Source organism: Cupriavidus sp. YR651, assembly GCF_900101625.1.
GTDB lineage: Bacteria > Pseudomonadota > Gammaproteobacteria > Burkholderiales > Burkholderiaceae > Cupriavidus.
Map to the genome: position 1 here is coordinate 519,103 of NZ_FMYZ01000001.1, position 14,475 is coordinate 533,577.

The 14,475-nt window shown below is 65.7% G+C and carries 9 protein-coding genes and 2 tRNA genes; 6 read left to right on the forward strand and 5 right to left on the reverse strand.

The annotated features are described in order from the left end of the window. Positions 1–66 precede the first annotated feature (66 nt). The 3 genes from BLR29_RS02265 to BLR29_RS02275 form a co-directional block, all read right to left on the reverse strand. A complete protein-coding gene (locus BLR29_RS02265; protein ID WP_092134305.1) occupies positions 67–3,642 on the reverse strand; it encodes a UvrD-helicase domain-containing protein in 3,576 nt (1,191 codons plus the stop codon). After that, positions 3,639–6,602, reverse strand: a complete 2,964-nt coding sequence (locus BLR29_RS02270; protein ID WP_092134307.1) for a PD-(D/E)XK nuclease family protein — start codon at positions 6,600–6,602, stop codon at positions 3,639–3,641. The genes BLR29_RS02265 and BLR29_RS02270 overlap by 4 nt, the downstream gene beginning before the upstream one ends. Positions 6,603–6,723: 121 nt before the next feature. Further along, entirely contained in the window at positions 6,724–6,996 is a 273-nt protein-coding gene (locus BLR29_RS02275) for a hypothetical protein (protein WP_092134309.1), read from the reverse strand. A 549-nt stretch (positions 6,997–7,545) separates the two neighbouring features. On the opposite strand from BLR29_RS02275, the gene trxA reads away from it, so the two are divergent. The 6 genes from trxA (at position 7,546) to BLR29_RS02305 (ending at position 14,049) form a co-directional block, all read left to right on the forward strand. Beyond that, positions 7,546–7,872 carry a thioredoxin TrxA gene (gene trxA, locus BLR29_RS02280; protein ID WP_092134310.1) on the forward strand — a complete coding sequence of 109 codons (327 nt, stop codon included), beginning with the start codon at positions 7,546–7,548 and terminating at the stop codon, positions 7,870–7,872. A 185-nt stretch (positions 7,873–8,057) separates the two neighbouring features. Continuing rightward, complete coding sequence (gene rho, locus BLR29_RS02285) at positions 8,058–9,320, forward strand: transcription termination factor Rho (protein ID WP_092134312.1); 1,263 nt, start codon at positions 8,058–8,060, stop codon at positions 9,318–9,320. Between the two features lie 75 nt (positions 9,321–9,395). Continuing rightward, positions 9,396–10,244 (forward strand): M90 family metallopeptidase, encoded by an 849-nt coding sequence (locus BLR29_RS02290; RefSeq protein WP_092134313.1) that lies wholly within the window; start codon positions 9,396–9,398, stop codon positions 10,242–10,244. A gap of 183 nt (positions 10,245–10,427) precedes the next feature. Further along, a complete protein-coding gene (locus BLR29_RS02295) occupies positions 10,428–10,688 on the forward strand; it encodes a type B 50S ribosomal protein L31 (RefSeq protein ID WP_092134315.1) in 261 nt (86 codons plus the stop codon). A gap of 139 nt (positions 10,689–10,827) precedes the next feature. Continuing rightward, on the forward strand, positions 10,828–12,612 hold the full coding sequence (locus tag BLR29_RS02300) for an ArnT family glycosyltransferase (RefSeq protein WP_092134316.1): 1,785 nt from the start codon (positions 10,828–10,830) through the stop codon (positions 12,610–12,612). 57 nt (positions 12,613–12,669) lie between these two features. Beyond that, positions 12,670–14,049: an MATE family efflux transporter gene (locus BLR29_RS02305; RefSeq protein WP_092134318.1), complete on the forward strand. Its 1,380-nt coding sequence runs from the start codon at positions 12,670–12,672 to the stop codon at positions 14,047–14,049. Between the two features lie 136 nt (positions 14,050–14,185). On the opposite strand, the gene BLR29_RS02310 is transcribed toward BLR29_RS02305, so the two are convergent. Both BLR29_RS02310 and BLR29_RS02315 read right to left on the reverse strand, forming a co-directional pair. Continuing rightward, a tRNA-Asp gene (locus BLR29_RS02310) sits at positions 14,186–14,262 on the reverse strand. A 67-nt stretch (positions 14,263–14,329) separates the two neighbouring features. After that, a tRNA-Glu gene (locus BLR29_RS02315) sits at positions 14,330–14,405 on the reverse strand. Between the last annotated feature and the right edge of the window lie 70 nt (positions 14,406–14,475).

Sequence of the window (14,475 nt, forward strand, 5' to 3'; positions counted from 1 at the left end):
ACGCGTAGCAAGGCGCGATGTCCGCGACACCCGGTCCTGCCGGTGCCGCTCAGCGCCCCGCCCTGTTCAGAATAGCGAGCCCTGCTGCATGCCCGACATCGGCCGTTGCGCCACCCGCAGACTGCCCGCGTCGATCCACTCGCCCGCCGCCGTCGCCACGCCGGCTTCGATCCGCTTGCCCGGGAACATCGGCCCCACCGCCGCCACATAGCGCGCGAGCTGGGCGCCATACGACGCATGCTCCTGCGGCAACAGCCGCAGCTTGTAGTCGATGATGACGACGCGGTCCTCGAATTCCACAAGCCGGTCGATCCGCAGCAACCGGCCGCGTCCGTCGTACAACTCCACCTCATTGCGCGCCGATGCCGCCGCCTCCGGGAAGAACAGTGGACGCAGCGCCGGCGCCGACAGCATCGCGCGCACGTCGTCCACCGCGGCTTCGGCCTGCTGTTGCCAGCGTTCACGCGCCTGGGGAGCTCCGGCACCCGCCAGCGGGAACCAGCGCATGACGGTGGGCACATCAGGCACCACGCCGAATGCCTCCGGATAGCGTGTGACCCGCTCCAGCAAGGCGTGGACCAGCTCGCCGTGCGCCGCCGCCGTCGCGTCGAACACAACGCCTTCGTCTTCCGGCACGTCACCTTCCCCACCCGCAGACACCTCGTCGTCGACGAGCATCGCAGCGTCCCGATAGCGCAGCCGGAAGTCCGCGTAGCGCACGCGCTCGCTGGCCGGCGCCAGCGCGGCCGCCTCGGGCGAGACATCGGCTTCCGGATACGCCGTCAACTCGTCGCCCACGCCCGCCGCCGCCAGCCGCACATACCAGCTGCCCGCGATCTCCGCGGCCGGCGCGCTGTCCTTCTCCGCCTTGCTGGTGCGTCCCTTCACGCCGCTGACCAGCAACCCCTGTTGTGCGCGCGTCATCGCCACATACAGCAGGTTCCAGTTTTCGCGGTCCGCCAGCGCCGCCTCCGCCTCGAACAAGTGCGCGCGCGCCAGACCGCGTTCGCTGCGCTTGCCGTAGGCCGAGAAATGCGTCGGCACATGCGCCGTGGGCGGCCAGTCCACCAGGATCCCGCCCCGGTCCGCCGCCGGGTCGCTGTGGTTGGCGTCGAGCAGCACCACGAACGGCGCTTCCAGCCCCTTGGCCGCGTGCACGGTCAGGATGTGCACCGCGTCGAGCTGGTTGTCGCCGTCGTCCTCGGGTTCGGCTTCCGTGTCTTCCACGCCTTCGCCCATGCCGCCTTCGTCGGGGCTTTCATCCTCGTCGCCACGGCGAATCTCCTGCAGTTCATCGATGAACTTCGGCAGGCTCGGATAGCGACCACCGTCGAGATCGAGCGACAGCTTCAGGAACGCATCGAGATTCGCCAGTACCTGTTCGCGGATGGCCGCCGGAGCCGCCTCCGCATAGCGGCGGCGCACCTCGCCGTGGTGATAGATCTGGTCGATCAGATCGTGCACGGGCCGATGCGGTGCCAGCGCCAGCCATGCGCGCAGCCGCCCCACGCCACCGCGCAGCGCGTCGGAGACATTGGCGGGCAGACCGACGGTCTCAATGCGCGCCCACCATCCGCCCTCGCCGTCCATGCCGGCCAGCAGGATCAGGTCGTCGTCGGTCGCCCCGACAATCGGGCTCCTGAGCACGTGGGCCAGGTCGAGATCCGACTCCGGCGTCATCAGGAACGCCAGCAATGCCGAGATATCGAGGGCTTCCAGCGTCGTGAGCAATCCGCCGCGCCGGGGGCTCAGGCACGGGATGTCCGCTTCGCGCAGGGCCCGTTCGTAGTCGGCCAGGTGAGTCTTGCGCCGAACCAGCAGGTGCATGTCGCGCCAGCTCGCCCGCCGCGAGGTATCGCCTTCGCGCACCGGCACGTTGTCGCGGATGTAGCGCAGCCACGCCGCCACGCGCCGCCCTTCTTCCAGCCGCAGCGAATCGCCTTGATGGGTGCGCGGCTGCGTGAGCGTGTCGCGATGGCCATCGGCTTCCGGCGCGTCCTCACGCGCCGCTTCCGCTGGCTCCTCCACGAGCGGCAGCAACCACACCGGCCCACCGGGTTCCTTGAGGGCCGTGGTCTGCGTTTCATACAGCGAATAGCGGCCCTCGGCACGCGCGTGATCGAACACCGCGTTGACCCAGTCGAGCACCTCCGGCCGGTTCCGGCGCGTGCGGTTGGTGCGCAGCACGGTCGCGCCGAAATCCGCCTGCAGCATCTCGCTGGCGGCACCGAACAGGCGGGCGTCCGCGCGGCGGAAGCGATAGATCGACTGTTTGGGATCGCCGACCAGGAACACCGTCGGCTTGCCGCCCAGGCCTTGATAGCCGGCCAGCCAGCCCTGCAGGATGCGCCATTGCAGCGGGTTGGTGTCCTGGAACTCGTCAAGCAGCAGGTGGCGATATCGCGCATCGAGCCGCACCTGCAGATAGGTGGCGGTTTCCTCGTCAGCCATCAGCCTGGCGGCCAGCCATTCGAGGTCCGCGAAATCCATCGCGCGCTGCTCGCTCTTGTAATGCTGGTAGCGTTCCAGCAGCGCGTCGCCAAGACGATACAGCGCCAGGTTGACGGCCAGCACGGTGGCCTCGCAGCGGCGCGCGGCGATCTCGTCCAGTCGGGCACAGTGACCGGCGTGCCGCTCCAGCAGGGTATCGACGGCGGCTTCACTGCCGGCTGCCTTGACCAGCGCCGTCGTGCGGCGCATGGCGCGTGGCTCGCCGGCTGCGGTGAAGAATGCCGCGCGCAGCAGGCTGAACGCCTGCGTGGCGGGATCGCCCTGCTCACGACCGGCCTCGCGCCAGGACTGGATCGCCATCAAGCCATCGACCAGCCGCGCGGCATGCCCCTGCTCCGTCTTGCCGCCCTCGCCCAGCAGCCTGGCCATCTGCGCGCAGTCTTCGAGCCAGTCGTCGTCACAGAGCGCATCGACGAGCACGTCGATCGTCGCGTCGTCGCCAAGATCCCTGGCCAGCATGGCAGCCGGGTTGCCAGCCTCGCGCATCGCCCACCATTCGCTGCGGGCATGGAACATCCGGTCGAGCAGCCCGCGTGCCTGGAATTCACCGATGGCGTCAACGAGCTGTTCATAGGATTCGCGCAAATCCGCGTATTGCGGTTGCGCCAGCGCGCGCCAGAAAGGGGCCCACGCCTCGCGCTTCATGCGCAGCGCATCTTCGCGCAGCGACGCACCCGGCACGATGCCCGACGCCAACGGCGCACCGCGCAGCAGCGTGCCGAACCAACCGTGGAAAGTGTCGATGGCCATCCGGCCCGGCGACGCCAGCACCTGCGCGTGCAGGCCGCGCGCACGGGGCAGCGCGGCACGTGCCGCATCTGGCGTCATGCCGCGCATCTCCAGCTGGGCCAGCACGGCCTCATCGGTGCCGCTGGCCAGTTGGGACAGCACTTCCAGCAGGCGTTCGCGCATCTCCTCGGCCGCCTTGCGCGTGAAGGTGATGGCAAGGACTTCATGCGGCGCGGCACCAGCCAGCAGCAGGCGCACCAGCCGCGCCACCAGTAGCCACGTCTTGCCGCTGCCGGCGCAGGCTTCCACCACCACGGATCGACCGGGGTCGCAGGCGGCGCGCGTGAAATCACCTTCGCCAACGGGCTGGCCATCGCGGAGGTAGGCGTGAACTTCGGTCATGACTGCAGATCGGGCAAGGCGGTGGATTCCCAGAAGCCCTTGCGGCACAGGCCGCGGGCTTCGCAATAAGTACAGGCGGCGGCATCACCGAATGCCGGGAGCCTCGCCCCCTGGCGCAAGCGGCCAACGTCATTGCGTAGCTGACGCTCGAGCCAGGTCACGGTGGCCTGGAACTCGGGCAGATCTACCTCACGTTGCGCGCCCGGCGAACTGTCCTTGCCGCCGAGCTTCACGCCTTCGAGCGCGACCCAGCTGCCGGCCACGGCATCCGCGCGCAACAGGCCGTAGAACGGCAGCTGGCAATCCTCCTCGGGGTCGCCGGCCTTGCGCCGCAAGCGGCTGGCGGGCTGCGTCTTGTAGTCGAGCACGGCATGCGCGCCATCCGGCCCCTTGTCGATCCGGTCGATCCGGCCCGCGAGCCGCAGTGGCACGCCGTCCGGCATCGCCACATCCACGCTGACATCCATCTCGCCACCGCGCCAGTGCCAGCCCTCGGCCTCGCGTGCGGTCTGCCATGCGACATACGAGGGCAGCACTTCGCACCAGCGACGGTAGTAGCCGATCGCATTGCCATCATCGGCCATCAACGCGCCGAAGACGTCATCCGAAATCTCGCGCAGGCGCGCCAGCCGGCGTTCGGCATCGCGCTCGTCCGACGCGTGCATTTCCTCGTGATATTGCAGCAGCACGCGGTGCAGCAGATTGCCGATGTCGCGCTTCTCGAGGTCGTCGTTGACGGCCTCCAGCCCGGCAAGCCCGAGCATGCGTCCCGCAAAGAACTGATACGGGCATCGACGGAGCATGTTGTACGCCTGCGCGCTCCAGCGAGCCGGCACGCGCTCCGGCGCGGCGGGCGCGGGCATGTAGCCGGGCCGCGCGAACGTCTCGTGCAGGCCGGGCGCGGCATTGGCCTCGATCGGCGCGCCAGCGCGCGCGCAGCAAGCCGACAGCCGCTCGATCCAGCCCGACACATGGTGCGGTTCCCCCCTGCCGCCAAAACGCTGCCACGTCATGACCACATCGTCATTGTTCAGCAGCACCTCGGCCAGATCGCGCGCCTGCTGGGCGAAACGCGCCTCGCGGTCTTCGAGCCCGAGTTCGCGGCGCATCTGGTTCGAGAAGAACATCAGCTCGGCGGCGCTGGACGGCAGTTGCGCATCGTCGCAGCCGACCACCACCACGCCGTCGAACCGGCGCATCCGCGCACCGTTCAGCGGCAGAATCGTGATCCGCGACGCATCGGGCGCGGAGGGTTCCTTGTAGGCGACCGATTCCAGCAGCGCGGACAGCATCGCGCGGAACTCCTGCTGACTGAGCGTCGCGTGCGCACCCGTCTCGTCGCCAGGCAGATCGGCCAGCCGGGCCAGCGCATCGAGAAGCTGTCGGCCGGCATCGTCCCCGGCCAGCGCCGTGCGCATGGCCAGCGCATCCAGCATGGCGTCCAGGCGCTCCAGCCAGACGGTCAGCGGCTTTTGCGCAGCACCGCGCGGCCAGGCGGAGGCCTCGTCGGCGAGGATCGCAATCAGGGCGCGTGCGGCGGCGCGCGTCTGCTGCGCGGTGTCAGCTGCCGCATCGGTCGTGGCATCGGGCGTGCCCTGCATCGCCGCATCGGCCCGCGCGGCGGTGGCCCGTTCGGCAAACAGATGCCGCAGGCGTGCCCAGCCGCCACTGATGCCGTCGCGGCGAATCTGGCGCTCCATCAGCGCGATGGCCGCGCCACGATTTTCGAAGGCCGGCAGGCAGAACGGACTCTTCAGCAAATCCAGCAAGGCCGACGTGTCGCCATCGCGAGCGAGCACATCGAACCAGCGCATGAGCGCGGCTGCGGCGCGCGTCGTGGAAAGTTTCCAACCGGTTTCGTCGCGTACCGGCGCACCGGCACGGGCCAGCAAGGCGCGCGCGCGGCGGGCCACCACGCGATCATGGGCGACCAGCGCGACGTGGCGGCGGCCTTCGTTGAGCCACTGGACCAGTTGGTCGGCCGCGGCCGCGGCCTCGTCCTCGAAACGCGCGCTGCCAATCACGCGAATCCGCGGCCGGCTTTCCGGCAGCGTGGTCGGCAGCGATGGCGTGAATGATGGCACCGGATTGGGCGTCGACGGCGGCACGCTGCCGTCTTCTGCCGAGGCAACCTCCGCATCCACACGACGCGCTTCGGTCCATAGCGCGAGCAACGTGCCGTACCAGTCGGGCCCGGAATCAGCGTCATGCGCTCCGCCCGACCAGTCGTAACCGATCTCCAGCGTCGGCATTTGTTCGCCGACCTGCATCAGGAACGTGGCCTCGATCGGCTCCGGTGGCGTCGGGCCGATCCAGATCACTGGCCCCGCCACCTGCAGCGCGAGTCGTTGCAGTGCACGACGGCGGGCCGGCAGCGGATCGTCGGGGCCTGACAGCATCTGCCAGAACGCCAGCACGATCTGCGCCTCCTGTCCGAGGAAACGCTCGGACAGATGCGCGTATGTCCGCTGCAACGCACCTTGCAGCAAGGCGGCGCGGTCATCGCCATCGACGTCATCGTCATCACGGATCGCCGCGTCCTCGAGCCAACGCGCGCTGAGCTCGTCGCTGATGGACAGCAGCGTCTGCGCCAGGCCCCACGCTGCGCCCTCTGTCTGCGCACCGAATGCCTGGCGCAGCCAGTCCTGCGCGCGGATCGCCTGCTGCACCGCCAGCAAACGCGCCGCATGACTACGCACGAGGGTGGGCTCGGCGGCCAGATCGGGCGGCAGGTCCAGCAGCCAGTGGCCGAGCGTCAGCACGCGCGGCAGCAGCCGTGGCTGGCCCGCGGCCCGCGCAGCGGCGTCGAGCGCCGCGCGCACGCCAGGAATCTGCGCGGCCGTGGGCACGACCACATGCGCGCCGGCTGCCGCCGGACCGCAATGATCAAGGAAATACCACGTCGCCGTGGCGGCCTGCTCCAGGAAAGAGGGGCCGGGAGAAAAGGAAAGCCGGGTCATGGGTGGCGCGACGCATCGCGCAAGGTCAGGCTAGACCTTGCTGCGCGACGCGGCGCAGCAAGGCGACAGGAATGCTCAGCGATCCGAGGGCAACCCGGGGCCCTCGGCAGGATGGCCGGGCTCAGTGATCCCCCCGGTCGAGCCGGGCACGCAGTTCGCGCGCGGTTTCCAGCAGTCCCTCATAGCCGGAGCGGGCATGCTCCGGCAGGTCGGGGTCCCCTATCAGGGTGCCGAGGGTTTCCATCACACTGTAAACAAGTCCCCGCGCAGCGCCGGTGGCAATGCTGTTGGTCTCGACCGCGCTGCTGAGATGCTCCAGCGCGTCGCTCAGGTGGTCCACATCCGGAGCCTGCTCGTCTTCGGGCGGGATGGGCTTGCGGGATTCTGAAGTCATGATCGATGGCCTTGGTGGTTGCCCCGGCTGGGTGAAAACGGGTGACGAAACAGCGCCTGTCGCGGCATATCGCGAGACAACCTGTCCCGCCAGTATCCCGCCGCCAATGCTTCGCCGATCCGAAGGGCGGGCAAAGGCGTACGCGTCATTGGTCATTCTACGCGCGCCCGTCGCCCCTAAAAATGTGACGCCTCGCAAAGTGCATTCTAGATCATGCACGCGCCGCCATTTTCAGGGAAATCCCGCTCCGCAATAACCCAAATGAGTACTGGTCAATTGAGCCAGACTCTTGGCACGATTAACACAAACTTCAGCACCGGCAGCGCCCTGGCGGCACAATGGATACCAACGCCGCAGCCCTGCCGGAAGCGTCCCTCGCGGGGGTCTTGAAATCCGTCAAACTGGTAATATATCGGCGACAAAGGCGGTGGCTCTTCCCATGAAAGTGCCGTCCGGCGAAGCCGCGGAATCTCGTGTATGGTAGCGGTTCGACCCATTAGCAGTTTCCAGCCTTCAACATAAACTGAGCGAAACCAGAGGTTTTCCGCCATGAGCGAACAAATCAAGTATGTGAGCGACGCATCTTTCGAGTCCGACGTCCTCAAGTCCGACAAGCCCGTCCTGCTGGACTTCTGGGCCGAATGGTGCGGTCCTTGCAAGATGATCGCCCCGATCCTGGACGAAGTTGCGCGCGACTACGGTGACAAGGTGCAGATCGCCAAGATCAACGTCGACGAGAACCAGCAAGTGCCGGCCAAGTTCGGCATTCGCGGCATCCCCACGCTGATCCTGTTCAAGAACGGCGAGCCGGCTGCACAGAAGGTTGGCGCACTGTCGAAGTCGCAGCTGACCGCGTTCCTGGACGGCAACCTGTAATTTGCCGCCCGCCGGGGCCCGCCAGGCGCGGCACCCCGGCAACCACAATCCGGCCTATGCGCGCCAGCCCTGGCGCTGCGGCCGGATTGTGCTAAGATGCCACCAACAACTTCCCCGAGCGTTCGCTCAGTCTTTCCCCCTTCCCTTAGGTCTTGCCCGTCCGGGCCCTTCTGTACCCCTCGTCTATGCACCTGACAGAACTCAAATCGCTTCACGTGTCTGCGCTTCTCGAAATGGCGGCAACGCTCGAGATCGACAATGCACAACGGATGCGCAAACAGGAACTGATGTTTGCGATCCTGAAGAAGCGCGCCAAGATGGGCGAAACCATCTACGGAGACGGCACGCTGGAAGTTCTGCCCGATGGCTTCGGTTTCCTGCGCTCGCCGGAAACGTCGTACCTGGCCAGCACGGACGACATCTACATCAGCCCCTCGCAGATCCGCCGCTTCAACCTGCATACCGGCGACTCGATCGAAGGTGAAGTGCGCACCCCGAAGGATGGCGAGCGCTACTTCGCACTCGTCAAGGTGGACAAGGTCAACGGGCAGCCGCCCGAAGCGGTGAAGAACCGCATCATGTTCGAGAATCTGACGCCGCTGCATCCGAACCGGCCGCTCATCCTCGAACGCGACATCCGCGCCGAAGAAAACATCACCGGCCGCATCATCGACATGATCGCCCCGATCGGCCGCGGCCAGCGCGCACTGCTGGTGGCATCGCCGAAATCCGGCAAGACCGTGATGCTGCAGCACGTGGCGCATGCCATCGCCAACAATCATCCGGAAGCGGACCTCTTCGTGCTGCTGATCGACGAGCGCCCGGAAGAAGTGACCGAAATGATGCGCTCCGTGCGCGGCGAAGTGGTGGCGTCCACGTTTGACGAACCCGCCATCCGCCACGTGCAGGTGGCTGAAATGGTGATCGAGAAAGCCAAGCGCCTGGTGGAACTGAAGCGCGACGTGGTGATCCTGCTGGATTCGATCACGCGTCTGGCGCGCGCCTACAACACCGTGGTGCCGGCATCGGGCAAGGTGCTGACCGGCGGTGTGGACGCCAACGCGCTGCAACGTCCGAAACGCTTCTTCGGCGCCGCGCGGAATCTGGAAGAAGGCGGCTCGCTGACCATCATCGCCACCGCGCTGATCGAAACGGGCAGCCGCATGGACGACGTGATCTACGAAGAGTTCAAGGGCACCGGCAACATGGAAGTGCACCTGGAACGCCGTCTGGCGGAAAAGCGCGTCTACCCGGCCATCAACCTGAACAAGTCGGGCACGCGCCGCGAAGAACTGCTGATCAAGCCGGAAATCCTCCAGAAGATCTGGATCCTGCGCAAGTTCATCTCGGACATGGACGAAGTACAGGCCATGGAATTCATCCTGGACAAGATGAAGCCGACGAAGAATAACGCGGAGTTCTTCGACATGATGCGTCGGGGTGGCTGACCCTCGCAGCTAGTCCTGCACAGCAAGAAGGCGTACCCTTGGGTGCGCCTTTTTTGTTTCCTCTTTCGCGAGACCATGTTTGGCAAACTGACCAGCTTCCTGCGCGCACGATCCAGGGCCCGCAAGCTCGAGCACTATGCGATTCCGGACGAATTGTGGACGCGCACGGTAGCAGCCCTGCCCTTCGTGCAACGCTACGATGCCGACGACCTGGCCGCGCTGCGCGAACTGGCCACGCTATTCATCGCCAGCAAGGAATACTCCACCGCGCATGACCTGCCGCTGACCGACGAGATGGTGGTCAGCGTGGCCGTCCAGGCCTGCGTGCCAATCCTGAAACTCGGTATCGAGTGGTATCGCGGCTGGCACGGCATCGTCCTCTATCCGGGCGAGTTCCTGATCCGCAAAACCGTCGAGGACGATATCGGGTTGGTGCACGGTGTAGAAGAGGAAGCCAGTGGCGAAGCCTGGGAGCACGGCCCTGTGATCCTGTCCTGGCAGGACGTCAAATCGCCCGGCGCGGGCCTGGATGCTGACGGTCTGACAGCCGATGCGTACAACGTGGTGATTCACGAGTTTGCGCACAAGCTCGACATGCTGGACGGGGAACCCGACGGTGTACCGCCGTTTTCGCGCGTGCTGCATCCCGGCGTGGATGCCGCCCAATGGGCCGAAACGCTCCTGAGCGAGTACGATGCGTTTGCCGAGGCCTGCGATGCGCTGCCCGATTCCGCCTGGGACCATCCGGCCCGCCTGCCGCCTCGATTGCGCGTCATCGATCCCTACGGCTGCGAAGCGCCGAGCGAGTTCTTCGCGGTGGCGTCCGAGACATTTTTCGTCGAACCAGGAGGGTTGCATCAGCACTGGCCCGCGCTCTATGACGCGCTCGCCACGTTTTACCGGCAGGATCCTGCGAAAAAGTGATGCGTAAGATGCCGTTGCCCACTAGTGTCGCGTCCGGGCGATATCGCGCGTCTCCTTACCCAAGTCTTTGTTTTTCTGCCATAATCCCGGTTTGCCCGTTATCGGCAAGTGGTTCGCTCGCCGCAAGCATCAGCGCGACCGGCACACCCAGCGAACTGGCTACCCAACCTGAAAGGAAGCACCATGAAAGAAGGCATTCACCCGAATTACCGCGAAGTCCTGTTCCACGACGTGTCGAACGACTTCAAGTTCGTGACCCGCTCGACGATCCAGACCAAGGACACGATCGAACACGAAGGCAAGACCTACCCGCTCGCCAAGATCGAAGTGTCGTCGGAATCGCACCCGTTCTACACCGGCACCCAGAAGATCATGGACACGGCCGGCCGCGTCGAGAAGTTCCGCCAGAAGTTCGGCAGCAAGCTGAGCGCGATCAAGAAGTAATCGCGCACGCTTTCCGAGCGACTGCCGCGCACGCCAGGACGGATGCTCCTGCGGCGCGCGACCTGACAAAGAGGCAGCATCGGCTGCCTCTTTGCATTTGTGGCCGCATGAATGGCCACATGCCTGATCCCACCTGCCGATGAGTCAAGCCAAGACCTCTCCCGTCCATCTGACCGCCGCCGCCACCGGTGCCCTGCCCCGTGCGCTGCTGCTGGCGATCTGCATCATCTACGGACTGGCCGGCCTGTTTGGCCGCGACCCCTGGAAAAACGAGGACGCGGCGGGCTTCGGCGTGATGTGGCAACTGGCCACCGGCGGCGTGCAGGACTGGCTGATGCCGAATATCGTCGGCCGTCCCTTCAGCGAGGACGGCCCCCTCGTGTTCTGGGTCGGCGGCATCATGATCCGGCTGTTCGGCGGCTGGCTCGGCGCACCCGATGCCTCGCGCATCTCCACTGCGCTGTTCTATTTCGCGACTTGCGCGTTCATCTGGTACACGACTTACCTGCTCGGCCGGCGCGATGAGGTGCAGCCGTTCGCATTCGCCTTCGGAGGCCAGCCCGATGCACGATCCTATGGCCGCGCCCTGGCGGACGGCGCGCTGCTGATCTTCCTGGCTTGCGTCGGTCTGGCGATGCGTGGTCATGAGACCACGGCACAGGTCGGCCAGGTCTGCTTCATCGCCTTCATGCTGTACGGGATGGTGCGCAGCCTCGACAAGCCCGTGCAGGGCAGCCTGTGGTTTGGCGCCGGCCTGGGTGCGCTGGTCCTGGCCAGCGGCCCGATCCTGGGGGCGGCACTGCTGGCGGCAACACTGGTGGCGGGTGCGGTCTGCAAGCCGGTGCCGCTGAAGCGCCTGATGGGGATCGGGCTCCCGATCGCACTGGTGATCGTCATGGCCTGGATGGCTGCCGTTTATTTCGGCGCCAGCGATTCCATCAACGGCGTGACCTACATCCGTGAATGGTCGCGCTACGACCGCCGTACGTATGGCGCGCCATCGGTATTCACCATCGGCTTCATTGCCCGCAACTTCTTCCTCTTTGCCTGGCCCGTCTGGCCAATCGCCGCCTGGGCGTGGTTGTCGTGGCGCGGCATGCGGCGCGCACCCCACGTGACGCTGCCGCTGTCGATCCTGGCCATGCTGTTCTTGCTGCTGGTGCTGCAACGCAATCCCGGCGACGTGCAGTTCATCCTGCTGCTACCGCCGATGGCGATTCTGGCTGCATTTGCCCTGCCCACGCTGACGCGCGGCGCGATCAATGCGATCGACTGGTTTGCCCTGTTGTTCTTCACGATCTTCGGCGGCTTCGTCTGGTTCATGTGGATCGCCAAGACCACGGGCTGGCCGCCACGTATCGCCAACAATGTGTTCCGTCTGATTCCCGGCTTCCAGCACACGTTTACGATCAGCGCGGTGGCCATCGCGCTGGCCGTCACGCTGGCCTGGGTGCTGATCGTGCGCTGGCGCCTGTCGCGCGCGCCCAAGCAGATCTGGCGTCCGGTGGTGATCTCCGCGGCAGGCACGACGCTGATGTGGGTCATCGCCATGACGCTGTGGCTGCCGTCGATCAACTACGGCAAGACCTATCGCGATGTCGCACAGGCCGCGTCAATGGCACTCCCCTCGACCTATACGTGTGTGCAGCCGATCCGCATGGGCGATGCCCAACTCGCGTCGTTCGCGTTCTTCGGCCACATCCGCTTTGGCGGTCCGAGCGATGGCTGCGACGTGCTGCTGCGGCACGATGCCGTCGACTACGGCACACCGAGCAGCATCTCCCATTTTGAATGGCGCCTGATCTGGGAAGGCCGCCGGCCGGCGGACCGCGACGAGCGCTTCCGCATGTACCGGCTGGTGGATACATCGCGCATTACGACACCGCGCCCCACGTTGCCGCGCCGTCTGCCACCCCAGCCCTGATCCGGGCAGTCGCCCCTCGTCCCGCCCGCGCACGCGGGACCCCACCTGACAAGAACAATGAGCAGCGCGCTGCAGGATATTCGTCGGATTGCCAACCTGGCCGCACCGGTCCTGGTTGGCCAACTGGCCGTGGTGGCCTTCGGTGTCATCGATACGGTCATGGCCGGCCGTGCCTCCGCGGCAGACCTTGCCGCGGTTGGCCTCGGCGGGTCCATCTACATCACGGTCTATATCAGCCTGATGGGCGTGCTGCAGGCACTGGCGCCCATCGCCGGGCAGCTCTACGGTGCGGGACGCACGGTAGAAATCGGCAGTGAAGTCCGCCAGGCCGCATGGCTCGGCCTGGCGCTGGCGATCCCCGGCATGCTGCTGCTACTGTTCCCCGAGCCATTGCTTGCATTTGCCAAGGCGCCGCCCGAGCTGGTGGACAAGGCTTCCCGCTACCTGCATATCGTCGCGTTCGGGCTACCGGCCGCGCTGGGCTTCCGTATCTATATGGCGCTGAACAATGCGCTGTCGCGGCCGATCATGGTGACGGTCCTGCAACTGGCGGGGCTGGCCATCAAGATCCCGCTCAACGCCTGGTTCATTCATGGTGGCTTCGGCGTGGCGCCGATGGGCGGTCCGGGCTGTGCGCTGGCATCGTCGCTGATCAGCTGGATCTGGTGCATCGCCGGGCTGATGATCCTGCGGCATGGCGCGGCTTACCAGCCGCTAGCGATCTTTGCCGGCTGGGAATGGCCGAAGTGGGAGAAGGTCCGTCCGCTGCTACGGCTAGGCGTGCCGATGGGGCTCACGTACCTCATCGAGATCACGTCCTTCACGCTGATGTCGATCTTCATCACGCGCATGGGCACCGAGACGCTGGCGGGTCACCAGATCATCGCAAACCTCAGTGCCGTCGCTTACATGATGCCGTTATCGCTCTCGATCGCCACCTCGACACTGGTCGCGCAGTCGATCGGCGCTCGAGATCTGGCCGGCGCACGGCGTATCGCCTGGCGCGGCATCCGTTTCGGCGCGGGGCTGGCACTGGTCACGGGCGCCCTGCTCTGGCTCCTGCGCGAGCCGCTCCTGCACGCCTATGCAAAGGATCCGGCCGTGGTGGCCAAGGCGCTGCCGCTGATGCTGTTCGTCGCCTTCTATCAAGCATTCGACGCAGTGCAGGTAATGAGCGCCTTTATCCTCCGTGCTTACAAGATCGCGCTGATCCCGACGCTTATCTATGCAGCGTCACTATGGGGCGTGGGACTAGGGGGCGGCTACGTGATGGGTTTTGGCTTGATCGAGGCGCTGCCGGCCTTCACGCGCGGTGCGTCAGGCTTCTGGCTGGCGAACAGTGTCAGCCTGGCGGTGGCCGGAACGTTGCTTGTCCGGTATTTCATGCGGATCAGCAAATTGCCAGCGATGGTCAGAGACGAATCGTCATCGCATTAGTTGCGGACAAGATTCCACGCCAATGGCGTGTTGTCCCGGCCAACACATCCGCAGCCCGGGCCTCGCAAACCCGGGGGTCCCAAATCGGAAGCACAAAAGAAAAACCCGCATGGCTTTCACCATGCGGGCTTAGTTTTGGCGGAGTGGACGGGACTCGAACCCGCGACCCCCGGCGTGACAGGCCGGTATTCTAACCGACTGAACTACCACTCCTTAGTCGGTGCCATCCAGAGCCATGCTCCGGACGACAAACTGAACGTCTGATTACGTTCTGTTGTTTTGGCGTCCCCTAGGGGATTCGAACCCCTGTACTCACCGTGAAAGGGTGATGTCCTAGGCCTCTAGACGAAGGGGACAGAAACTTGTTGCAACGTTTCCGTCTGCGCTGCGAAGTCGGCTATTCTAGCAGACTTTTTTCAGCTTGAA